Origin of the sequence: Paenibacillus hebaui (assembly GCF_051934385.1) — a bacterium.
In the GTDB taxonomy this organism is placed as follows: domain Bacteria; phylum Bacillota; class Bacilli; order Paenibacillales; family Paenibacillaceae; genus Paenibacillus.
This window is the reverse complement of sequence record NZ_CP196836.1, coordinates 6,500,457-6,525,648: the sequence shown is the minus strand read 5'-3', so window position 1 is coordinate 6,525,648 and position 25,192 is coordinate 6,500,457. Positions and strand designations below refer to the sequence as shown.

Genomic DNA, 25,192 nt, shown 5'->3' with positions numbered 1-25,192 from the left:
ATAGATAACTTCTAATTTAATGAATATATGTTGTGGTCTGTTAGACTAGCGAAGCTTCTGTTCATGAACATGATGGAATGCGTCTATGATTTCATTTCTTCAATACCAAGGATCTTATGGAATAGAAAATCGTTGGGAGAGTCAGGTAGCGGAGAATAAATAAATTCCAAAAACCTCCTTTTTTCTAATTGAAAAGCCTCGTTTTGCCGACATAAATAATGAGGTCTGTACATCAGACAATTGAAGAAATGGAGTTAAGGGGGAAGGATCAGTGAAGTTAAAGACAATTGCCAGAAAAGGCATACTCGGACTCTTAATCGTCATGCTGACCGCGCAAGGTTGGCTGACGGGGTGGAGTGGAGTGAAGCAAGTTGATGCAGCTAATGAATTGAATGCAAACGGAATCCTAAGTACCGTTCCTGCTGTTAAAGGTGATAAAGTCGATGGGGCAGCGCCATTAGTTATCGAGTTTGCTAAACCCGTTCAAAAGGCAGTAGACACCCAGAGTGTTATCTCTATTAAGCGTGTCAACGATGATTCGTTGGTTCATTCAGTAGAGGTGTCCGGTCCCAATGTAACTATTGTAAATACGGGACCCATTACAGGTCCGGCAACACCGCCAGTAGGGGACAGCACGACTGCACCAATCGCAGGTACATTTGTATCAATTCAACCAGAAAGCCCTCTTCCAGGAGGGACCTATTACGTCCAGATTGATGCAAAATCATTTGTCTATGCAGATGATAATGCTACATTTTTTGCGGGGCTGAACAAAGAGTGGACCTTTCGTACCCTGAGTGTAGGTTCGACTAACATCGTGAACAAAGTTCCTCAGAATGCTGCAAATCAGGTAACGCCTTCGTCTAATCTGACGATCACGTTTGATCAGCCTGTTGTTGCTGGTTCAGGTTCACTTCAGATTTTTCAAGGGAACGTTACAGGTACCGCATTTGAAGAGATTAAACTCCCTTCAACTACGGGGACACCCCTGATTACAGGGCTGGGTACCAAGACGATTACGATTGATCCTGTGAAAAACTTCAATAGCAATAATACATATTACATTGTAATACCAGAAGGGTTTTTGCGGGATCAGCAGGGAAATGACATTAGTGCAATCAGCGGGTTGGATTGGGGGTTCAATGTGCTTTCTGACCCTACTTCCCTCAAAGTAGATGCTGTTTCTCCTATAAATGGTGCTACCAATGCCCCCTTGACAGGAAATCTGACAGTCACGTTTAACAAGGAACTAGACCTGAACTTTACAGGTAAAGCAGTTCTAAAGAAAACGAATGGAGCGATTGTTGAATCAACGACAATCATTAATAGCTCGAACAACAGACAGTTGCTTATTACACCAACAAGCGCATTGGATAGCAATATGAATTATGTTGTAGATATCCCCGCAAATACGTTTCGTGATAAAGCAGGGAATACATTCGCGGGTTTGAATGGTTCTACTTCATGGGCATTCAAAACATTAAGCAAAGATACAACAGCGCCTGTACTCAAGACAGCGAAAATGCACAGCAATAATACCATTCGTCTGACATACGATGAATGGCTATACAGCACCAATTCGCTCAGTGCCAGTTATACGGTTACGGTAAATGAAGAGAAGCGAAACGTGAGTTCCGCCTATATTTCGGGTGACAGTGTGTATGTAGTCATGGATACCGGTGTAGCGGTAGGACAGGTCGTGCGGATTGCTTATGCGCCTGGCACGGGCAATCGCCTTACTGATCAGTCTCTGAATGCTGCGGCTGCTTTTGGTGCACGGGATGTGGAGAACAATTTGGACTCCGTCATGTCCAAGCCGCGAGAAGGTAGTGTATATTACAGTACAATTACGCTGTATTACCCCGAGACGGTGTACATTACCTCAAGTGATGCAATGAGACAATTCAGCGTAACAGCTGATCAGTCTGCTGTAAGCATTAATAGCATATCCGTCAATGGAAGTTCCGCTGTGACCTTGAATCTTAGCCGTTCTATTACGGACGGAGAAGTGGTTCGAGTTGCTTATACACCCGGTTCATGGCCGGTAAAAGATAGCCGAGGACAGGCACTCGCAGGGTTCAGTGGTTTGTATGTTCGTAATACGATTGATACCAAAGCACCTGTATTCCAAAGTGCCGAGGTAAGTGGTTCCAAGATGTGGGTGCGCTATAATGAACCCCTTAACACAATAAATAAGCCTCTGAAGAGCCAATATTCTGTACTTGTAGATGGCAAGGCAGTGTTCGTAAACGATATTGCGATTGAAGATGAACTGGTAACGTTAACACTAGCCTCATCTGTTACGAATACTCAAAATGTGACATTATCTTATGTACCGGGATCATTAAGATTGACTGATCTGAACGGGAACCCGGCAGGTTACATTAATCTGGTGCCCGTAGCCTACACCGCAGGCACTGGCTTGATCCAATCAGCCTCTGTGCAAGGAGATACCGTTACCATTACGTTTCGCAATGCAGTGCAATCTCAGACGGCGCTGACTACTTCTCAATTCAACGTACAGATTGGTGGTAGCACAGCAGGAATCATCTCTGCGGCTTCCTCGGGTACAACAGTAAAACTCAAACTGTCAAATACAGTCACAGCAGGACAGACAGGTACCGTAAACTATGTTCCAGGTGCAGTTCCAATACGTGACCAGCTTAATGTAGCAGTTGGAGCATTTGGACCGCTAGCATTGCAACAAAACGGGGATGTAACTACTAGCACAGGAAATACGAATACGAATACGACTCTTCCTTCATGGCTAACGGTGTCGGATACGTCTGCTTTTAATAAGTCCATGTATGTGATGAGTAAAGAGGCGGCAGTCTCTTCATCTGCTTCGTCGCGAAACAGTCGCTCTACTCATCAGTTCAATGTGGATGCTTCCAAATTGAATCAGGCATTCCAGTACGCCGGATTAAGCAACAATGCAAGTCGTCTGGTTGTATTCGAAGTTCCGTCAACTGAATCAGCAGCTTACGTTGGATTCCCACTCGACACATTGGCAGAAATTGCTGCTCGTGAGCGCTTTTCTTCCATTGGTGTAAGATTCGGAGACCGTTTGTGGTCAGTACCTTTATCCGATTTGAATATATCCGCGATCGGTCAAAGTGTGGGGACCTCTGTTGGCTCAGGAAAATCATCATATTTGTATGTCCAACTTGAATCGGTCCCTATAACCGTATCGGGTACGATGGACGGTATGCTAGCCTCGGCTGGAGCCCAGAGAGTTTCGGAAAATACGGATGTATATCTGTCCGTCTACAATGGTTACAGCGGTCAACGGGCTGAACAACAGACGAAGAGTCAGTTAGCGCTTAGATTGCCCTCAACGACAGTAGGAGCAGTAACGGGACTAGTGTACATCGATCAGGGCACTTCATCTCTGACTAACATTCCTCATGCATTTTCCAATGCAGCAGGGGCGGTTATCGTGACTGGTCAGCTGAATGGCAATCAGACTGTTGTTGCGGCATCACATCCGGTTTCGTATCGGGATATGACTTCTCACTGGGCAAAGGATGTCATTGGTGAGTTGTCCGCCAAATGGATTATCAATGGACAAAATGGGACGCTCTATGTACCAGATCAGCAGATTTCGCGTGCAGAATTCGCAACTTTGGTTGCAAAAGGGTTAGGATTGCCGGGTGACTATTTAAGTGCACAGCAGTTCAAGGATGTACGCTACGGTGATGTTTCGGGCGCTTATATCGGAGCAGCCGCCAAGGCAGGCATTATTAAGGGCAATACGGATGGTACCTTTAGACCGGATAGTCTCATTAACCGGGAACAGATGGCCATTATGATGGTGCGTGCATTGGATTACGCGGGTCAGCCAACTGTGCTGAAATCATCCTCAGCATCGACGTTATCCAAGTTTAAAGACAATAACAAGATTCAATCCAAGGATTCTGTAGCGAAAGCAGTCCAGGAAGGCATAATTCAGGGAATGACATCGACGACATTTGAGCCTCAGGGGAATGCCGACCGTGCACAAGCAGCCGTCATGTTGAAACGTGTCTTGGATAAGTTAGGATATTTATAAAAAACGGAATGATGATATCATTCATTTTATTCAGGAATAGTCGAGATAACGATAGGTAACAAGGTTGGAACATTTCAAGAAAGGTCATTTCTTGAGGTGTTCCTTTTTTACAGAATTAAATACTAACAATGATTGGGTTCCGACAATTGTTTTAAGGACCGGATCTAATTTATGTCGACTTCTGTTGTGCTGACTTCAGCATAGCTGAAGTCTATTTGCTATACAGGTTGATCGTATAACTCAATCATAAGATGTCGCATAACCCAATAAATACCTGAATTCGAGCTGCAGGCGTAACTTTTTCCTCAAAAAGCAGTCTATTAATAGAAGAGTATACTAGAGATCTCGTTGTCTGCTGCCGCTAGGGTAGAGCTCGTGATGTCTAAGATTGATATACAAGATGGGAGAGACGTTTCAAACATGCTGGGGAAACACGGAAAACAGCTGGTAGACGTTAAGGGCAGTAAGGCAAAGAAATGGATGATTGTGACGCTGGCAGGCGTAATCTGGATTGCACCGGTTATGGGAGCGGGACAGCAGGTATGGTCAGGCACTTCATGGCAATCGGTGGCCGCAGCGGCATCTACGAATACAAGCAAGCTGAGTGAGGAAATTCTGACTTCGGGTGCGAAGTTGATGAAATACAGATATACAACCACACGTTCCGGTTCGAAGGTCAACGTACTGGCGGACGTAATCCAGGTGGATCTGCAAAATCCATATGTGAAGCTGGATGTCATGACAGGCAAGGGTGGCAATCTGAACAGTAAACAAAGCACAGGTGGCATGGCCAAAGAGAACGGGGCAGTGGCCGCTGTGAACGGCGATTATTTCAATGTGTCCGGGGAACTCGCTCCAATTGGGGGACAAGTCTCTGACGGCGTTCTGGTGTCTACACCTTCCGAGCTGTCGGGCATGTATGCTCTCACGGTGACCAAGGATGGCGTACCCATGATCGATGAATATTCATTCGATGGTACAGTGAAGGCGGATGATGGCTCAACGTTCGCTTTGCGTGGGATAAATAAAGAGGATTACACAGTAGAATCAGGTGCGGTCAAGTACAGCCACTCCAACTCGATGTATATTTATACACCGGCCTGGACCTCCACCAAGCGTCCGAACGACCCTTCCACAACGCCGACTGAAGTACTTGTACAGAATGGTGTTATTACCCAAATTTCCGATAAAAAAGCATTAAATATGACGGTGCCGAAGGATGGGTATATTTTGCGTGCCCATGGAACGGCAGCGACATGGATCATGAGTCACCTCTCCGTCGGACAAACCTTGAACACGGATTACAAGCTGAAAGCCAAAACAACCGGGCAAACCGTTGATCCAAACAACCTGGAGACGATGATCGGCGGTCATACCATTCTTGTGAATGGTGGAAAAGCAGCCTCCTTTTCCCGTGATATTGCCTCTTCCGGCATCGGTGGCATTCGTGCAAGAACGGCAGTAGGTTACTCACAGGATGGTCGCTACGTCTATATTATTGCAGCCGAGAAAAACAGTAACAGTAGTGGAATGTCGCTAACTGAACTGCAATCCTTCATGACCCGTGTTGGAGTATGGAAAGGCATGAATCTGGATGGAGGCGGCTCCACAACGATGGTGACTCGTCCGCTCGGTGAACAAGCAGCAGGTCTTACGTTCAACACAGAGTATGGCACAGAGCAACGCCAGGTTGTAAACACGCTGGGTGTGTTCTCCACGGCTCCGCAAGGCAAGCTGAAGGGCTTTGCCGTGAGTGGCAGCCAAACGCTACTGGTAGGGCAAGAGGGCAAGTATACAGCCAAAGGATATGACACCTACTACAATCCAATTGCGACAGGCGATATCCAGATGACATGGAAATCAAGCAACAACGGCATTGTGAATGTAAGCAATGGAACAATCAAAGGGATGAAGCCAGGCACAGCAACGCTGACCGCAACGAGTAACGGTGCTTCATCTTCGATTAAAGTGAATGTACTGGGTGGAAGCGAGCTGGCCTCGCTGACAGCGGGATCTGGTTTGGGATCGCTTCAAGCGGGTACAACCATCTCGATTCCAGTGACAGCGAAGACGAAAGATGGGCAAAGTGTAACGGTTCCAGCAGACTCGCTAACATGGGAGTTCGTTGGTTTCAAAGGAAAAGTTGCAGCTGACCAATTAACGGTATCCTCCGTCGATTCCGGCGCGCAAGTGGGATATGCAATCGGTCGTTATGACGGTTATAGCACGATCGTTGTACTTACGGCTTCGGACAGTGAAACCATATGGGAAAACTTCGAAAACGTGAGTTATCCGGTCAGCTTCACAACAAACGCGGCAGGTGTAACCGGGTCGGCCAACGTGAATGCCGGTACAGATGAAAAAGCCAGCTCCAAGGTGCTGCAATTAAGCTATGACATGACCGCAGGGACGGGCAAAATGTATGCTTATGCACAGCTGAATGGTTCCACAGGTAGAGAGGTGTCTGCTGCAGCTACATCGATGACGATGGATGTTATGGGAGATAAGAGCCTGAATTGGCTGCGGGCCGAGTTTACCGATGCCAATGGCAAAACCGTATACGCTGATCTGGCGAAGGCCATTGACTGGAATGGTTGGAAAAAGCTGAGCGTGGACCTGAATGGACTGAATATGGCCTATCCGGCGAAGCTGAAACGGGTCTATGTGGTGAACGTGGCAGAAGGCCAGGATGAGCGTGCGATGACAGGCACGCTTGCTTTTGACAACATCGCTTTCACTACGCCATCGAAGTCCAGTGAAGTCGGATTGCCTACAGGAACAGCTTCGCTGGTGCTTGGACAGAAATCGATGACCGTGAATGGAACGAAAAAAGCGATCGATGCAGCACCAGTGCTGAAAAATGGCACAACGTATGTGCCCATCAAACATGTGCTGGATGCTTTTGGCGGACAAGCGAGCTGGGACAGCAAAAATCAGCGTATAACGGTTATGCGCGGTGGAAAGCTGATTGATCTGGTTGTAGGTCAGAAAGAATTCATTATCAATGGTAAGAGACAAAGTGCTACAGTTGCGCCATATGTAACTGGTGGCAGGACTTTAGTCCCTCTTCGACTCGTTTCCGAGCAACTTGGACTGACTGTAAAATGGGAACAGAACACGAAGACCGTTACCATCTCATCGTGATATGGTATGATATATACCGGAAACGATAGAAATGGAGTCGAACAAACGTGGATTTACAAGCCGATGCCATAGACCGCGTCATTAAAAACGCCGTACAAGTCATGGAAAACAGTAAATATCAAATGTTTGAGATTATGGACTCGACCCGTAATGAGCTGAAAACGCTGAACGAGGAGTTGAAGTCGGTTCTGAAGGAAACGGCGGAAACGATCGAGAAAGTAGATCAATTGGAGCTGAACTACCGCCGTTCCCGGATCCGGCTGACTGAGGTTAGCCGTGACTTCGTCCGTTATTCCGAGCATGATATCAAGCAGGCATATGAGAAGGCAACACAGCTGCAGCTGGATCTGATGATTTATCGTGAGAAGGAAATGTATCTGAAAGCCCGTCGGGATGATCTGCAGAAGCGTGCCAAAAATGTGGAGGCTTCGGTGGAGCGTGCCGAGACGATCGGTTCGCAGATGGGAGTTGTGCTGGAGTACCTGTCGGGTGAGCTGGGTCAAGTGACCCGGATTATCGAATCTGCCAAAAATCGACAAATGATAGGTTTGAAAATAATTTTGGCCCAGGAAGAAGAGCGGAAACGCATTGCTCGTGAGATCCATGACGGGCCTGCACAGATGCTCGCCAATCTAGTGCTTAGGACGGAAATTGTAGAAAGAATGCTCATAAAGCAGGATTTTAAGATGGTCCAGGCCGAAATAGTAGATTTGAAAGGCCAGGTTCGTTCAAGTCTTGGAGAAATGAGAAAAGTTATTTTCAATTTGCGTCCTATGGCACTGGATGACCTGGGATTGATTCCAACGCTTCGGAAGTACGTGCAGGATTTTGAAGAAAAAACAAAAATCCGCTCGCTTTTTGAAACCAGAGGCAAGGAACACCGTTTATCTTCCGCGATGGAGGCTGCAATCTACCGCCTCGTGCAGGAGGGTCTATCCAATGCTGCAAAGCATGCTTATCCCACTTATGTTGTAGTGGAAATTACATACCAGGCTCAGCTCGTCAAAATTGTTGTTCAGGACAATGGGCTTGGGTTCAAACCGGAGCTTCTTGCCAAGAAAAGCAAGGACCATACCCACTTCGGTCTGATTGGGATGAGAGAGCGGGTTGAATTGTTAGAGGGAAGAATAGAGATCGAATCCGCGGAAAATCAAGGAACCAAAATAGTGATTCATATCCCGACAAACGTGGATAAGGGAAAGGAGTAGCAGGATGGAAAACCGTGATACTGGTAAGGCATCAATTAAAGTCCTTTTGGCTGATGATCATCAGCTGTTCCGTGAAGGTTTGAAACGCATTTTAAATATGGAGGACGACATCGAGGTCATCGGCGAATGCGGCGATGGGATTCAGGTGCTCGAATTCTGTAATCAGGATAAGCCGGATATCGTATTGATGGACATTAACATGCCGATCGAAAATGGGGTTGAAGCGACGGAGAAATTGCGTGAGCTGTTCCCGGATGTCAAAGTCATTATCTTGTCTATTCATGATGATGAGAGTTATGTGTTCGAGACGCTGCGTAAAGGTGCCAACGGATACTTGCTGAAGGATATGGAGGCCGAGTCCCTGATCAATGCGATTCGTTCCGTTCATGAAGGGCATGCATTTATCCACCCTAAAGTGACAGGCAAACTGATCATGCAGTTGCGTCGTATGACGTATCTTAATGAGACAGGAGCAATGAGTGAGGGTACTTCGAAAGAGGCAGGCGTTAAGTTTGTTGCTGGAGACAATAATCCACTTACTCGTCGTGAGGCTGAAGTTCTGCGTCTGATGGCTGAAGGTAAGAGCAATAAAATGATTGGTGAGTTCCTGTTCATCAGTGAAAAAACAGTAAAAAACCATGTCAGCAGCATTCTGCAGAAAATGGAAGTGGACGATCGTACACAAGCTGTTATCAACTCGATCAAGTATGGTTGGGTTACGCTCTAATATACGTTTTTAGTTATAAACCCAATTTACGATTATAGGATTCTGTTTACTCGCGCCCGTTCCAGAATGTTGGACTGGTTTGCGGGTTAATGGACTTTATTACTGCAAATGAACAAAGTGTAAGGAATACAGAACACATGTTCAAGCTTCGGCATGAATGAGTGAACGACCTGGCCTGTCTTCTTCGTCCGGTGTCGATCAGAATGGGGTATGAGTGTTTGGAATTTGCAAGTGTAACCCTTCGGGGAATACAGCATATACTGTTGTATACAGGGATGTTCGCCATGGGTGAGCATGACCTTCCGAGGAGGTGCAGTTGCCATGGTTGCTCATCTGACTATGATTCTGCTCATATACTTCCTGGCGGCAATGGCCGTTCATGCCATGCACCAGCGCCATCTTTCCCGTCCGGAATCCGAAGGTTACGAACAGATCATGCTTATTCCTTCCAATCAGGAGCAACGGATTGAAGGCATTGTAAGAGCGCTTTGCCGGGAATTATTATACCGTGGAAAGAGTTTCACATTGACCGTTATCGCTGATCGTACGGAAGCGGAAACAGTTCGTATAATTGAGAAGCTTATGCTTAGGCAAGGAATGGAGCTAACCTATCTGTCTGCTGTCCCTTCCGATGTGGAACCGTTGACAGAGACGAGGAACCGTACGGTTCGCCTTATTGATTTGCGAGAGTCGAAGTACTGAAAGATTTTATGGACCCTGTTGGGTTCATGAATCATACTTATGCACATGGCGCGACAGTTTGGCTGGAGAGCTTCATCTTGGAGAAGGTACCAGTAACAAAGCAAAGCCTGCCGACTCAAGCTTGGGTCCAATAGGTTCGAGGTTAAAGATTACAGCGTATGCTGTAGTCTTTTTTTGTCATTGTAGTCAAGCTTGCTGTTAAATTAAATATGGGTTTTTATGCAATCTATGGTTATTGTCTGGGATGGAACCTTCCAAGCGAGTAGCAGTAAGCTTTTGAAACCAGAAATCTTAACTTAAAAGTATATACTGTGTGGATTGGAAAAAGTTTCGCAGTTTAATTCGGAAGATTACCGTTATTAGATGAATTGGGAGAATGGGGCTATACGATTGAATGTGGGACGACAAGAACTTGTGGGACAACTCTACAATTGATATAGTGATATTACAAAAGCATAATGAATGGAATGGATATGGACATGAAGCACATGCTCCGGCGAATCGTCGGGTCGGCATGTGCTTTTTTTGTTTTTTTGTTGTGATCGGTTCGATTGCAAGTGATGGCAGAAAGGGGAGGGAAACAGGTGAGGGTAGCGTTATATGTATGCAGGGTGGAGTTGGGATGGGACATGGTAATGTCTTTGGACATGCGTGTGGATGTGAGTTGGTGGCTTGAAGGGGAGAGTGGTCAGCGAGTGTTACGTTGGCTATTGTTAGACGAGGCAATGCCGTTAAGTCAGGCATCATGGTTGGTTGAACATTTTCAGATGGAACGTGAGATGGATCAGTGGGGGGAGGAGCATTGGTTGACCTATATTCAGCGTAAGCTGGATTGGTATGAAAAGGCCTCGGGGGAGGCGGAGGCTAGAAAAGGAATTGCGGGCAATTCGGGACTGGCCGCTGGCAGAGGGCTTGAGATGGGCGGGATACCGGAGGCATATCCCGCTAGTGAGTGGGCTAAGCTGGAGCGGGGCGCAGCCCAGCTGGCTGAGCGGCTTCACGGCCGCCAATTGCTGGCGGCCGAGGCAGAGGCGCTGCTGGCGGACACCGCCCCGCCGCTTGCCTCTTGGCGTGCGGCTGCGCAGCTCGCGCGCTTGCATGGGCGGCTAAGCATCGCTGCCGCCCTGGAGGGGCCTGCCACGCGGCGTCGTGCCGCTTGGCTTGGTAGCGCGCAGAGCGCGCCCCGCTGCCGCCGATGCGGCAGCTTTGCCGGGCAGCGCGTGCCCTGCGCTGCCTGCGGCCTGGCGGCGTGCGCCTACTGCGAGGCTTGCCTCGCGCTGGGGCGCAGCCGTGCCTGTGCGCTGCTACTACGCAGTGCAGCGCCTGGGGCCAAGCCACGCGGCGATGCACCGCGTGGCTTGGCCGTTGCCCCCACCGGCGGCGGACTTGTCCGGTGGGGGCTTAGCGCAGCGCAGAGCGCGGCAGCTGCCGCGGCGCTGGCGTTTTTGGCCCGGCCACCCGCAGGGGATGGGCCGGGGCGGTTTTTGCTGTGGGCCGTGACCGGGGCCGGCAAAACAGAGATGATCTTCCCGTTGCTCCATACCATATTGGAGCGGGGCGGACGAGCTCTTGTCGCTACGCCACGCCGGGACGTGGTGTTGGAGCTGGCTCCGCGTCTGGCAAAAGCTTTTCCGGACATCTCGCTCGCGACGCTGTACGGAGGCAGCACCGAGCGCTGGAAGGATGCACAGCTCACACTTGCGACCACGCACCAGCTGATGCGTTTTTACCAGGCATTTGATCTCGTCATTATCGACGAATTGGATGCATTTCCTTACCATAATGATCCCATGCTTGCTCATGCGGCGGCGTCTTCGTGTAAGCCCGATGGGCATTTTGTATACCTGTCTGCTACACCGCCAGCCAAGCTTCAGAAGGAGGCGGCTCGGGGGAAGCTCGTTCATGCCAAAGTTCCAGTGCGTTTCCACCGTTACCCGTTGCCCGTACCGCATTTGCTGAGGATGTCTACCGTTGCTCAGTGTATTCAGAAGCAGGAGCTTCCCGTTTCATTAAAAAACAGCATTCGCACGTCATTGCTTCGAGATGCTCAAGTGTTTGTGTTCGTGACGCGCATTGCTCAGATCGAAGCATTTGTTAACCTGATGCGTCGCATTTTCCCAGAGATTCATATTGAAGGAACTTCGTCACAGGACCCCGATCGTGCGAGCAAAGTTACGGCATTTCGTGAACGCACCATTCGCCTGCTCGTAACCACCACCATATTAGAGCGGGGGGTGACGATTCCGCGCAGCGATGTATTTATTTTGGATGCGGATAACAGCCTCTTCGATGAAGCTTCATTAGTACAGATGGCGGGTAGAGCAGGGCGCTCCATGGACGATCCGGCGGGAAGAGTCGTTTTTGCATCCTCGCGTCGGACACGTTCCCAGGTAAAGGCCGTGGCACAGATACAAAAAATGAATACCATCGCCCGTCGCAAAGGCTACCTGCATCCACCATCCCATCCGTAAATCCATTTGAGGAGGTTCGCACCCCTATGTTCAACTGGCTAACCAGCATAACCGATCACGTGCATCAACTAACCCATCGCCTTCATCATCTGCTCGCCCCGCCCGGAGCGACTTGTCTGACCTGTGGCACCCGAGCGATCCTGTCTTCAATCTATCCGGGCATATGTGCGCGTTGTGTGAAGCAAATTCCATGGATTCGTTCCATCCGTTGTCTGCGCTGTGGTCGAGGGATTGGCTGCCCGGACTGCGTCCGTCCAAACATGCAGAGTCGCTCTTTCATTTGCAACCGCAGCGCTGTTCAATATAACGCTATGATGAAGGAATGGATTGGAATGTATAAATTTAGAGGCCATGCACGTTATGCGCCGCTATTAACATCCCTTCTGATTCAAGCGTTTCAAGCCATGAGCGAAGAACTCAATCCTGTTTTGGCAAAAGAAACCCTCGCTCCCGTGGCTCATACCGCCCCGCCTGCCCAAAACCAGGTGGATGCTAACTCACATCCACCCGACTCGCGCGCGTTAACAAACGCCCACGTTCAACCACCTGGCACGCACGCGTCCACTTACGCGTACGTTCAACCGTCTGCAGTGCCTGCAACAACACTCGCATCCGTCAATCAATCTGGTGCGGATGCATACATTCACGCACCCACCCAACCCCTCGGTATCCACGCGTTCAAATACGCGCAACCTCAGCCCGCAGCAACGACTCACCTTCTCAAGTCGTTGCCTCAACACACGAAGCCACGATGGCGACCTGACGCGGTGACTTATGTCCCGGTCAGCGATGAACGCCTTGCCGAGCGCGGCTTCAACCAGGCTGAGCAGCTGGCTGCAGGGCTTGCCACCGCCTGCCGTTTGCCAATCGTGGATCTGCTGCAACGCCGGATCAACACGACCAAACAAAGCTTTAAAACACGCGGTGAGCGAATACAGACGATGCAGAATGCTTTTGCCATGCAGTCAGGCGCAGTGGAGCTGATGATTGATCTCTACAGAACTTCTGAATTACCTAAGCATAGGAGCAGGCATCACCAACTGCATTCAGCGGGTTCTTATTTAAGTGGAGTGAGGAACGCCTTTCCTCTCACATCTGCCACAAACCATCCTAGAATTACACCACTACGTTTGTTGTTGATAGATGATATTTACACGACCGGTAGCACCCTGGATGCTTGTGGACGAGTCATTCTGAACGCTGGATTTTCTAATGGCATTCCAATTGAGGTCTACACGCTAACTTTGGCAAGATCCTGAGTCTGGCTTCGTTCATATTTTGTAGCTAATAACGACTAATGTAATTCTGCAAAAACAATTTTAGTGTAGTATCCTATAATTTGCGCATACATGCATTCTGTTGCTCAGCTTCGATTGAAAAGAGACTATGGACTTGATGTGAGAAAATAAGGTAATGTATAGTTATTATCCATTCGGAAGAGGAAGTTTGAGAGGGGCGTTTAAGCGATGAATCTGGGTAATTGTCCTCGCTGTGGCAAATTATATGCTTTAAATTTTCGGGATGTATGTTCGAACTGTATCAAGGAGATAGAACTAGAATATCAGGCTTGCGTAGATTATTTACGTGAACAAAAAGGTGCAAATATACAGGAATTATCCGATGAAACGGAGGTTTCTATTAAGCAGATCACCCGGTTCATTCGAGAGGGACGTATTTCCATCGAAAACGCCCCGAATATGATGTATCCTTGTGAAGTATGCGGAACCCTTATTCGTGAAGGCCATATGTGCGACTCCTGCCGGAATCGTCTGACGAAAGACTTGGCTGGAGCAGCCCGCGAAGTAGGTCAGAAGGATAACAACAATGTAGGCGGACGAACCTACAATGCAGTCGACAAACTGCGCGATTCATAGGAACGTGGTCTTAAATACGAATAATGCTATAACAAATGTTTTGGAACGTACCGATAAACTTATTAAAGATTATCGGTTTTTTTTATTACCCAAATCGATCGACAACATAAAGATAATGTGAAAAATCCTAAAGTTGGAAGGAAGTGTAGTTCATATGAAAATCAATGAACCGAGTAGAATTGGTGCAATCAATTCATATCAGAGGAACGTTGAATCCAATCAGCAGGCTGATGCCAAGAAGAGCCGCCGTAAGGACGAGGTATCCATTTCTCCGGAGGCGATGAAGATGCTTGAGGAACAAGGTCGTACACAGGATGCAGGACGTATACAACGGATACAGGAACTGAAAGAACAGGTGAGTTCGGGAACGTATCAGGTAGACAGCAGCAAGCTTGCTGACAAGCTGCTGCCGTATTTTAAGTCTTTTGATAAGGAATAGGTGATCACGTAATGGCAGCACTGGACAGATTGATTGCAGTTTTGCAGCAAATGGAACAAAGTCACCGCGATATGCTGGCACTCAGTGAGGTCAAGAGACAGGTCATTGTCAAAAACGATGTGGATGAACTCATTGCCCTCCTCAATAAAGAATCTCGTTTCATGAAACAACAGGAGCCATTGGAGATCGAACGGCAGAGCGCAGTTCACGAACTGCTACAGGAGCGTGGAATCAAATCTATGCTGAACCTGAATATTACCGAGATCTCGAAGCTGATTTTTGATCCGGCTGACAAACTGCGATTGCTTGAAGTCCAGAAGAAGCTGGCGGGAACACTGCAGGAGTTAAAAGAAATTAATCAATTGAACCAAATGCTGATCGAGCAATCCTTAATGTTTATTGATCTATCTATGGACATATTTGCTTCTCGACCAGAACAGGATGCCACCTATCAGCATCCTGCTGATAAGAACGGCAATCCAGGGCGAATCGGTCTGTTTGACACGCGTGCCTGATTAATTAGGGGGAAACCAGGTGACATCTACATTTCATTCAATCGAAACGGCTAAACGCAGCTTATTCACACAGACGACAGCTCTTAGCACAACAGGCCACAACGTAGCCAATGCCAACACTGAAGGATACTCACGCCAAAAGGTTAACATGCAGGCATCCATACCAATGGAGCCGTTTGCATTTTTGCATAGCACAACACCAGGACAATTGGGTACAGGCGTAGAGTTCGACTCCATTACCCGTGTGCGGGAGAAATTCTTAGATGACCAATATCGTAATGAAAACACCAACTTCGGGAGTTGGTCCATTCAACGGGATACACTTGAGAAACTGGAAGCGATTGTGAACGAGCCGTCCGACACCGGATTCCGGACCGTTATGGATAACTTCTACAAATCATGGTCAGACCTGAGTAAGAACCCCGAGGATGTTACGGCACGTCGGATCGTGAAGGAAACGACCCTAGCACTAACAGATGCGATGAATCAAATTAGCCGCCAACTGGATGCGCTCAGTCAGGATCTGGACAGTAACATTGCTGTGAAAGGTAATGAAATTCAGGGCTATCTTGGTAATATTGCGAATCTCAATAGTGCCATCGTGAAAGTCGAGTCTCTTGGCGACAATGCCAACGATCTGCGTGACCAACGTGATCTGATGACGGACAAGCTGTCTAAAATCATGAACGTTACTGTTACGGATTCTCCGCAAGGATACCAGGTTCAAATGAACGGACAAGCACTTGTTACAGGCGGAGCCGTGCAGGTAGCAGTAGATCCTGCCTTTCTGAATGCTGCGTATACAGCAGGTACGCTCACCAACGGCGAGGTCCACGGCATGATTAAGTCCAGAGATACGTTAGTCAGTGACTATCAGAAACAAATGGATGACTTAGCCAATACGCTTGCCAACGGTGATATTCAGATTACGCTCCCAGCAGGTTCTGTACTGCCGGATAATACTGTTCTGGGTGGTGTGACATACACAGGGGCTGCGCGTACATTGTCAGCTGATCTGACCGTTACGGTAAAAGGCCTGAATGGTTTGCACCAACTTGGATACAGCATGGATGGAAGTAATTCAGGAGGACTACCGTTCTTTACAGCAGCGGGTGGTGGAACAGCCATTACGGCTGGAAATATCTCGTTGAATGCCGCCATTTTGGCTGATCCGAACAAGATTGCTACATCTCTGAGAACGACCACGGATGCCTCAGGAGCAGAAACTGTAATCAAGGGGAATAATACACTGGCCAATCTGCTTGCTAACCTTAAAGATACGCCGATGAAATCAGCTGACGGTTTGCGTAATGCAACGGTTGGCGCTCAGTTCAGTGCAATCGTAGGTCAACTTGGGGTTCAATCCCAAGAAGCAGCTCGTCAGACTTCCAATTCCGAATTTTTGGTGGAGCAGGTAGACACGAGACGTCAATCGGTTAGCGGTGTATCTCTGGATGAAGAAATGGCGAATATGATCAAATTCCAACACGCGTACAGTGCATCAGCCCGCTTTATGACGACATATGATCAGTTGCTTGATAAATTGATTAATTCTACTGGTATGGTTGGCAGATAATAAGAGGGGACTGACATAGAAGACGATGAGAATTACGAATAATATGCTTAGCTCGCAATTGATCCTTAACCTGAATCGGAATGCACAACAGATGAACAATACGCAAACTCAATCGGCAACAGGCCGTAAAATCAATAAACCTTCTGACGATCCTGTAGGGATTACATACTCCCTTCGTTATCGTGGAGAGCTTTCTTCCAATGAACAATATCAAAAAAATGTGGATAGCACGATTTCATGGCTTGAGTTTAATGATACGGTAATGGACCAAACTGGAAGTGTCGTTGGACGTCTGAGGGAACTAACAGTGCAGGCTGCTACTGGAACTAATCCTCAAGAGGCACTGGATAGCATTAACGAGGAGGTAGTGCAACTTAAGGCGCAACTCGTTGATATTGCAAACAGTAAGCTCAATGGGAAATACATTTTCAATGGCGAAACCTATGACCAAAAACCTTATGATTTCCCAACCAGCGCGGATGGCTCATTTGATACAACGAATGCAGCTGCGGTAATAACCGACCCTGGCAAGATAAATTTCATCGTTGGTGAGAGCATACAGATGCCAATTAATGTAACCGGAAATGAGTTTTTTGGAAACTCTACAGAAACAGATAATTTGTTTGTAATTTTTAATACGATTAGCCAGGCCCTATCTGACGGGGATCTGAAAGAACTGTCTAATCAGCTTGATACGATTGACAGTCGTACAGATAAAATACTGGCGATCCGTGCTGAGGTTGGGGCTAAAACGAACAGGGTTGAACTTATGCAAGGAAGATTGAGTGATTTAGAGGTTAACCTAACCGACCTGCAATCGAAAGTGGAAGATGCAGATTTTGCCGAATTAGCTATTCAATCGAAGATTCAGGAAAATATTTATAATGCTTCGTTGTCTACGGGTGCCAAAATTATATCTCAATCCTTGGTTGATTTCCTTAGATAACTAGGAAGGGTGATCTTATGAAAACACTCCCCATCCTACAAATTCATACAACTCCTTCCGTGTTGCAAATTGATGCCGATTTGGGTCAGTATTCCATTCGTCAGCCTAAGGCGGATGTTCAAATGACGACACGCCCGTCGAGGCTGACCGTGGAGAGTCATCCCATCCGATTCGAGGTGGATCAGAGCAGGGCGTTCTCCGCCTATACGGGTGGAAACATGATTGATATGAACGCACGCATCTATTCGGGGATCGAGAAAATTTTTTTCGAAAACATGGCTGAACGTGTTGAGCAAGGTAATGACTTGGCTGCCATCCACAAACCTGGTAATACGATTGCCAACATTGTGGGGACTAATTGGAAAGCGAAGCCTTTCCCCGAAATAAGGACGCCTGCTTCCATGGATAACGTCGATATACGAATTGAGACTCGAGCACCGAGTATTCGTTTCGAATCGGCTGTTTCTGAATTGAACGTAACCGTGAACAAACCAGAGATTGAGTATCATCGGGGGAAATTGGATATCTATGTGAAGCAGTATGCTTCAATTCAATATACCCCGCCTGCTATAGATATAGGGATGTAATAGTTATAATAGAGCTATAGACGGTCTTGGTTGCAGACTTCTATGGCTCTTTCTGTATAAAATCTTCGCCAAGGAGGCGCTTATTATTAATATTCAGACAAGCATGTGGGGAGAACTTGAGGTCAGTGAAGAAAATATATATCACTTTTCAAAAGGGTTACCTGGATTCGATGAAGAGACTCAATTTGCATTAATTCCATGGGAGGAGACTCCATTTCTCTACTTACAGTCTATAAAAGAACCTGATTTGTCTTTCTTGCTGATAAGTCCTTTTATATTTGCCCCAGACTATAGTTTTGAGCTTCCTGAGGCAGAACGAGCCGAACTGGAGATTAGTGAAGAGGTTTCCGTATTCTCAATTGTAACAATTCAATCAGAAGTGAGTAAATCCACGATGAATTTACTTGCACCAGTGGTACTTAACCCGAGTAAAAGAACAGGGAAACAAGTCGTGCTTCATCAATCCTCATACGTGACACGCCATCAGATTTGGCCAGCAGGGGATACAAGTTCAGTGAAGGAGGGAGTTTGAGATGCTGGTATTGTCACGCAAAAAAGGAGAGTCCATTATCATCCAGGATCATATTGAGGTGACTGTACTGGCAGTAGAAGGGGATACAGTTAGGATTGGCATTTCCGCTCCTAAGCACATCGATATTTTTCGTCAGGAGGTTTATGCGTCTATTCAGGAGGCAAACCGCGAGTCTGCAGCACCCCTTGCACCTAACGTCGAAGCATTTATGGAATTACTCCGTGAGACGGAAAATAAAAAAAAATAAAAAAATTCCAATTTGCTATAAACAGTTCCCCATAATCTGTCGATATATAATTTAGACGCTGCTTCGGCAGGGCGGCCGACCTTAATGTCGCGGCGTTTACCACAAGGATGTGGAACTAACTTATTTTCAGGGAGGAAATTTCTAATGATTATCAACCACAATATTGCTGCAATGAATACTCACCGTCAATTGGGTGCAAACACAACTAACACAAACAAGGCTATCGAAAAATTGTCTTCCGGTCTGCGTATCAACCGCGCTGGTGACGATGCTGCAGGTTTGGCAATTTCCGAAAAAATGCGCGGTCAAATCCGCGGTTTGGATATGGCTTCCAAAAATGCTCAAGACGGCATCTCTTTGATCCAAACTGCTGAGGGTGCATTGAACGAAACACACAGCATCCTGCAACGTGTTCGTGAGTTGGCGGTTCAATCTGCGAATGATACAAACACTAATGATGATCGTGCTGAACTGCAAAAAGAAGTCGCTGAGCTGACAAAAGAAGTAAACCGTATCTCCACAGATACTGAATTCAATACTAAAAAATTGCTGGATGGTGCTGGTATCAGTAGCGCAGTGTTCCACATTGGTGCTAACGCAGGCCAAGCAATTACATTGTCAATCGGAAACATGGGTGCTGCATCCCTGGCAATTGATGCGGTTGATATTTCTACTCAAACAGGTGCGAATGCTGCGATTTCATCTTTAGATGCGGCTATTAAAACAGTATCTTCCGAGCGCGCTAAACTGGGTGCAAACCAAAACCGTTTGGAGCACACAATCAATAACCTGGGAACTACTTCCGAGAACCTGTCTGCTGCTGAATCCCGTGTACGTGACGTAGATATGGCTAAAGAAATGATGAACCAAACGAAAAACAATATTCTTGCTCAAGCTTCCCAAGCTATGTTGGCACAAGCGAACCAACAACCGCAAGCAGTTCTTCAATTGCTTCGTTAAGTTTAATCGAATATCTTTATCGGGAACTCTCATCTTTTTTGATGAGAGTTTTCTTTTTTATGCCCTCTGAACTAATTACTCATTGAAATATGACCGATATAAGGAGTAACGATAATTATTCTTTTGGTGAGAGGAAATTCTGATATATGTACAAAACAATTGCATTATGTATGATTGTGAAAAATGAGGAACAGTATTTAAGAAGATGCCTAGATAGTGTAAAGGACAAAGTGGATCAAATTATAATTGTAGATACAGGTTCGACAGATGCAACGGTGGATATAGCGAAGGAATATACAGATGAGGTTTATAACTTCAAATGGGTTAATGACTTTTCTGCTGCGAGAAATGAAGCAATTAAATATGCGACATCAGATTATATTTTGATTATGGATGCAGATGAATATTTGGATGAGGACTCAGACCTAAAAGCGGATGTAAGTTCAGAATGTGATTATTATTTCCTGAAAGTTCATAACCTGCTTTCTCAGGGTCAAAAAATAGAGAATACCTCTATACGACTTTTCGCTAATTTTAGGGGGCTATATTATCGCAATCGGCTGCATGAGCATTTAAATAATTTAGACGAGGATAAGAAGGCATTTACGAGTGGCGTTGGAAAATCCTATCTTTATCACACAGGGTACACAGATGAAATGATGCAAGATAGAGATAAACAAAAAAGAAATTTACCTTTAATGCTGCAGGAAGTAAAAGAAAATCCTAATGCCTATAATTTGTTTAACATGGGCAGAACCTATAAGTGGGTTGGGGAGCATGAAAAGGCAGTACACTATTTTAAAATGGCATATCCATTAAGTACGAATTTGATTATTGTATCTGATCTTATAACCAATTTAAGCCAATGCTTAATTTCTTTAAAACGAGAGTTTGATGCTTTACAAATACTTAATGATGCTACTGTTCTGTATCCTAATGAAACTGATTTACGTCACACCCAAGCGCTGGTGTTCTTGGAGGTTCATTATTATAAAGATGCAATAGCAGCATTAAAAACTTGTTTACAACTTGGTGATCAAGGAATAACAATAACAGAGGGCAATGGAACCTATATGGCATATTATAGGTTGGCTGAATTATATGAAAAAAATTATGGCTTTTCGAAAAGCTATGATTACATTGTGGAAGCGATAAAATTGAAGAAACATTTCATACCTTCGGTTGCGAAGTATTTTCAGATTGTTACTCTGGCAAATATTCCATTAGAAGATGTTTATCAAAATTTTAATCAGATGTATCGTATCTCTGATGTCAGTGAATTAAAGACCCTTCTAGAAGTGCTTTATTCATTGCGACATCCTCTATTAAATAGATATATCAATGACTATCAAATTAACTTGGAAGCAAATGTTTCAGCAGTGGCGACTCAGTACGATAAGCAATATGACAAAGCAAAATCAATGTGGTTAGGAATGGAAGATATAAATGCTGAGAATGGTGAAGATATTTTACTACTTGCACTCATTCTTAAGGATTCTGAGCTTTTCGAATTATCCAGATCTTATTTGAATTTAAGTGTAAAAGAAGCAAAGATGCTTCGAAGCATTATTATGAATCACGAAATAGATACACCGAAATTTACAACATACTTGGAAAATAAACTGGAAAACCTAGTTGATCGCTTGTTGGTACTTCAAGAGTATGAAAGCTTCCAATGTATTTTAGAGTATATTTGGTTGGGTTCTTTAGAACTTAAATGTAATACTTTAGAAAAAATGATGAAGTATGGTTTTAATGAAGTAGCTATTGATCTTTTAGTTAAATTATTCGAGGTTAATCCTACTGATACGAAAATAATAAGATTATTGGGAGATGCTTGTTTGAATTCCAGTTATCTGGAAGATGCACAGCTTCTTTATACAAAGTTATTAGATCTTTGCCCTGAATACAGCTCTTATGAAAGAAGCTATCGTTTGTACGAGCAATTAGAAGATAAGGAAATGATGAATAATATTGTTGATAGTATCAAGATGAAATTTCCGCTTTGTTTGTGGGTTCATGAGCTAGCGAACTAAGGAAGGTGAAGCAAATGAAAGTCAGAACTGCTGTCATTGGCTCAGGTAATATGGGATTTCATCATATACGTAATTTATATCATAATCCCAACGTTGATTTAGTTGGCATGGTTGATATTAATGAAGAAAGAATAAAACAAGTGCAACATTTGTTTGATGTGGAAGGGTTTCATGACTACAAAGAACTATTGGGAAAAGTTGATGCAGTAAGTATAGTGACACCAACAAGTACCCACTTTGAAATTGCTAAGTTTTTCTTGGAAAATGATGTGAATGTTCTTTTAGAAAAGCCCATCACTCAAGAGATAGATGATGCAGAGAAACTCATTGAGATTTCTGAGAAGATGGGAAAGAAACTAGCCATAGGACATATTGAGCGTTTTAATCCAGTCATGACTGAGATGAAGCAAATGCTCAATGGTAAGAAGCCTGTTTATATTGATATTCACCGGGAGAGTCCATATGATGCTCGGATTTTCGATACAGATGTGATATCTGACTTGATGATTCATGACATAGACTTGATACACTTTTTGCTTAATGAACCTATTCGGGTTGTATCTGCACAGGGAGTAAGTGTTCATTCTGATAAGAATGACATAGTAAATGCCCAGCTTATAAGTAAAAGCGGTGTTCTCATTAGTATAACAACTAGTCGAGCTACTGAGCAGAAAATTAGATCATGGAGAGTTATTATGCCGGAAAAATTAATAGAGGCAGATCTTCTTGAACGTAAATTATATTTAACTCGCAGGACATTAGTAGGAGTAGACTTATTTCAAACAGGCTTTGATCATAAATATACGCAGGAGCAGATTACTGCAAAAGTTCTAGTCGCTAATTATGAGCCTTTGCAGATGGAGATAAATGATTTTATCAATTCTATACAAACGGGGATTGCCCCCCAAACTGGTGGAGTTGAAGGTTTAAAAGCTTTGAAATTAGTCAAAGAAATTCAAGAAGCTACAATAATTGATTCTCAATCATGGGTATTAGATGAACAGGAGTTGAGTAATACGATATGAGACATATTCCTATAGCCAAACCATCCATAGGAACAGAAGAAATTGAAGCTGTAAGTCGAGTTTTGGAGACAGGACATTTAGCTCAAGGTGAGACAGTTTTTCAATTTGAAAGAGAATTTTCAGAACATTTTGGTTATAGAGGATCAGCAGCGGTTGCCAATGGTACTGCAGCTTTGCACATTGCCTTATTGGCTGCTGGCGTCAAGCCAGGAGATAAGGTTCTAACTACTCCATTCACCTTTGTAGCAACTAGTAATGCTATATTATATTGCAATGCAGTCCCTGTTTTTGTAGATGTAGATGAGGCCAGTTTTAATATCTCACCGGAAGCTATACGTAAGGCAGCTAATGACTTTCCCGAGGCAAGGTATCTTTTGCTTGTTCATTTGTTTGGACAATCTTGCGAGATGGACAAAATAGCTGAAATAGCAAAAGAATTTAATCTGACCATTATTGAAGATTGTGCTCAAGCGCATGGTGCAACTTATCAATCCAAGCCAGTAGGTACATTTGGATGTAGCGGCACGTTTAGTTTTTATCCTACCAAGAACATGTCTACTGGGGAAGGGGGAATGATTGTTTCTCAGGATACGCAGTTTTTGGATAATAGTAAATTGCTGATTAACCATGGTTCAAAACAAAGATATGTGCATGAAGTGCTTGGTTATAATTATAGATTGACTAATATTGCGGCAGCTATTGGTATTGAGCAACTCAAAAAAATTGATCAAATGAATTCTGCTCGCAGAAAAAATGCTGAATATTATTTCTCCAATATACACAACAGCCTAGTTACATTACCATTTGTTCATGAATATTCACATCATGTGTTTCATCAATTTACAATAACGACTACTAATAGAGATGAACTCGTAAGCTATTTATCTGCAAAAGGAATTGGGACGGGCATTCATTATCAATTACCAGTCCATAAGCAATTGCACATAAAAGAGTACTTGGTATCTGTTAAACAAAAGCAGTATTCATGTCCTACAGCAGAAAAACTATCAGAACAGGTATTGTCTATTCCAGTGAATCCTGCGCTATCAATGGAAGACCTTGAGTATGTGGTTCAGACAATTAATAACTTTTCTGTATAATTTAAAATTTAGTATGGCAAGGTGGTTTTAAATGGAAATGGAATTAAGTATGAACCCCATATTGTTATCTTCTATAGCGAAACAATTTAATTGCAAAGTTTTTGGGAATGATATTCTTATTTCTAAATTTGGGAATTTGTCCAGTAGGGCAAATATGCCTCAAATGCAACTAAGCTATATTAATTCAGAAGTGTATGTAGAACAATTTAATCATTCTGATATTGGCGCCTGCATTGTTCATAGCTCCTTTATAAAGTTGAAATCATGCAGTTCAGTAAAAAGTTATTTAGTAACTGATGAAAATCCTGAGCAATTGTTCTATCAAATTTTTATGTATTTTGTTCATGAAAATACATTTCAAGTTGTAGAAGAACGAAGAGGAGCTAATATTTCTCTAGCAAAGACAGCGGTGATTGGAGAATCAGTCACTATTGGGGATGATTGCGTAATAATGGATAACGTAGTTATCATGCCTAACACTATTTTGGGTGATCGGGTCGTTATAAAACCCAATACAGTTATAGGTGGAAATGGATTTCAAGTGAAAGATATAGGTGGAAAGAGGAAAGTTATTCCGCATGTAGGTGGAGTCTATATCTCTGATGATGTTGAAATTGGATCATGTGTGACGATTGATAAAGGCCTATTTGGAGAGTTCACAACTATTGGTAGTGAAGTGAAAATAGATAATAATGTATATATAGCACATTCTGTTTCTATTGGTAACAGAACGATGCTTGCTGGGGGAGTAGTGGTAGCAGGAGGGGTTTCCATAGGTTCAAGTGCATGGTTAGGTATATTAGTTTCAGTAAACCAACTTTTAACGATTGCAGATTATGCCTATGCAGGAGCTCATGCGGCTATAGTGAGGTCAGTGAGAGCTCATCAGAAGATAGTTGGTGTTCCAGCAAGAGTAATCGGGTGGGTATGTACTTGTGGAAATAATTTATATCCAGCAAAAGAACCTTCAGTTTGGATTTGTTCCCATTGCAAAAGTCACTATATCTTAAGTGATAGTGGATATATGAATAAATAATAGAACTGTAAGCTAA

Annotated in this window: 20 protein-coding genes; all 20 read left to right on the top strand. The window is 44.7% G+C overall.

Annotation, left to right across the window (positions count from 1 at the left end):
- The first annotated feature begins 271 nt into the window (after nt 1-271).
- A complete protein-coding gene (locus ACR32F_RS29400) occupies nt 272-4,051 on the top strand; it encodes a SwmB domain-containing protein (RefSeq protein WP_440113509.1) in 3,780 nt (1,259 codons plus the stop codon).
- Nucleotides 4,052-4,471: 420 nt separating this feature from the next.
- Nucleotides 4,472-7,195 carry a stalk domain-containing protein gene (locus ACR32F_RS29395; RefSeq protein ID WP_440113507.1) on the top strand — a complete coding sequence of 908 codons (2,724 nt, stop codon included), beginning with the start codon at nt 4,472-4,474 and terminating at the stop codon, nt 7,193-7,195.
- Between the two features lie 47 nt (nt 7,196-7,242).
- Nucleotides 7,243-8,403: a sensor histidine kinase gene (locus ACR32F_RS29390; RefSeq protein WP_440113504.1), complete on the top strand. Its 1,161-nt coding sequence runs from the start codon at nt 7,243-7,245 to the stop codon at nt 8,401-8,403.
- A gap of 4 nt (nt 8,404-8,407) precedes the next feature.
- A complete protein-coding gene (locus tag ACR32F_RS29385) occupies nt 8,408-9,130 on the top strand; it encodes a response regulator (protein ID WP_440113501.1) in 723 nt (240 codons plus the stop codon).
- 321 nt (nt 9,131-9,451) lie between these two features.
- The gene (locus ACR32F_RS29380; RefSeq protein WP_440113498.1) at nt 9,452-9,832 is read left to right on the top strand and encodes a hypothetical protein; all 381 of its coding nucleotides are present in this window, start codon (nt 9,452-9,454) and stop codon (nt 9,830-9,832) included.
- A 560-nt stretch (nt 9,833-10,392) separates the two neighbouring features.
- Nucleotides 10,393-12,303 carry a helicase-related protein gene (locus tag ACR32F_RS29375; protein WP_440120051.1) on the top strand — a complete coding sequence of 637 codons (1,911 nt, stop codon included), beginning with the start codon at nt 10,393-10,395 and terminating at the stop codon, nt 12,301-12,303.
- 767 nt (nt 12,304-13,070) lie between these two features.
- The gene (locus tag ACR32F_RS29370; protein WP_440113495.1) at nt 13,071-13,562 is read left to right on the top strand and encodes a ComF family protein; all 492 of its coding nucleotides are present in this window, start codon (nt 13,071-13,073) and stop codon (nt 13,560-13,562) included.
- Nucleotides 13,563-13,769: 207 nt separating this feature from the next.
- On the top strand, nt 13,770-14,177 hold the full coding sequence (locus tag ACR32F_RS29365) for a TIGR03826 family flagellar region protein (RefSeq protein ID WP_440113492.1): 408 nt from the start codon (nt 13,770-13,772) through the stop codon (nt 14,175-14,177).
- A 154-nt stretch (nt 14,178-14,331) separates the two neighbouring features.
- Nucleotides 14,332-14,616 (top strand): flagellar biosynthesis anti-sigma factor FlgM, encoded by a 285-nt coding sequence (flgM, locus tag ACR32F_RS29360; protein WP_053779526.1) that lies wholly within the window; start codon nt 14,332-14,334, stop codon nt 14,614-14,616.
- Between the two features lie 11 nt (nt 14,617-14,627).
- Nucleotides 14,628-15,131, top strand: coding sequence for a flagellar protein FlgN (locus ACR32F_RS29355; protein WP_211085529.1), 504 nt, complete (start codon nt 14,628-14,630; stop codon nt 15,129-15,131).
- A gap of 19 nt (nt 15,132-15,150) precedes the next feature.
- Nucleotides 15,151-16,707, top strand: coding sequence for a flagellar hook-associated protein FlgK (flgK, locus tag ACR32F_RS29350; RefSeq protein WP_440113488.1), 1,557 nt, complete (start codon nt 15,151-15,153; stop codon nt 16,705-16,707).
- A 25-nt stretch (nt 16,708-16,732) separates the two neighbouring features.
- Nucleotides 16,733-17,653, top strand: a complete 921-nt coding sequence (gene flgL, locus ACR32F_RS29345) for a flagellar hook-associated protein FlgL (RefSeq protein ID WP_440113486.1) — start codon at nt 16,733-16,735, stop codon at nt 17,651-17,653.
- A 17-nt stretch (nt 17,654-17,670) separates the two neighbouring features.
- A complete protein-coding gene (locus tag ACR32F_RS29340; RefSeq protein WP_440113484.1) occupies nt 17,671-18,240 on the top strand; it encodes a DUF6470 family protein in 570 nt (189 codons plus the stop codon).
- A 103-nt stretch (nt 18,241-18,343) separates the two neighbouring features.
- Entirely contained in the window at nt 18,344-18,772 is a 429-nt protein-coding gene (gene fliW / locus ACR32F_RS29335; protein WP_440113481.1) for a flagellar assembly protein FliW, read from the top strand.
- A 1-nt stretch (nt 18,773) separates the two neighbouring features.
- Nucleotides 18,774-19,019, top strand: a complete 246-nt coding sequence (gene csrA, locus ACR32F_RS29330) for a carbon storage regulator CsrA (protein ID WP_440113478.1) — start codon at nt 18,774-18,776, stop codon at nt 19,017-19,019.
- A 144-nt stretch (nt 19,020-19,163) separates the two neighbouring features.
- The gene (locus ACR32F_RS29325) at nt 19,164-19,979 is read left to right on the top strand and encodes a flagellin N-terminal helical domain-containing protein (protein WP_440113475.1); all 816 of its coding nucleotides are present in this window, start codon (nt 19,164-19,166) and stop codon (nt 19,977-19,979) included.
- A gap of 146 nt (nt 19,980-20,125) precedes the next feature.
- Complete coding sequence (locus ACR32F_RS29320; RefSeq protein ID WP_440113472.1) at nt 20,126-22,015, top strand: glycosyltransferase; 1,890 nt, start codon at nt 20,126-20,128, stop codon at nt 22,013-22,015.
- A 14-nt stretch (nt 22,016-22,029) separates the two neighbouring features.
- Complete coding sequence (locus ACR32F_RS29315) at nt 22,030-23,040, top strand: Gfo/Idh/MocA family oxidoreductase (protein WP_440113469.1); 1,011 nt, start codon at nt 22,030-22,032, stop codon at nt 23,038-23,040.
- Nucleotides 23,037-24,140, top strand: a complete 1,104-nt coding sequence (locus ACR32F_RS29310; protein ID WP_440113466.1) for a DegT/DnrJ/EryC1/StrS family aminotransferase — start codon at nt 23,037-23,039, stop codon at nt 24,138-24,140. The genes ACR32F_RS29315 and ACR32F_RS29310 overlap by 4 nt, the downstream gene beginning before the upstream one ends.
- Before the next feature lie 31 nt (nt 24,141-24,171).
- Nucleotides 24,172-25,176, top strand: a complete 1,005-nt coding sequence (locus tag ACR32F_RS29305; protein WP_440113463.1) for a hypothetical protein — start codon at nt 24,172-24,174, stop codon at nt 25,174-25,176.
- Nucleotides 25,177-25,192 lie beyond the last annotated feature (16 nt).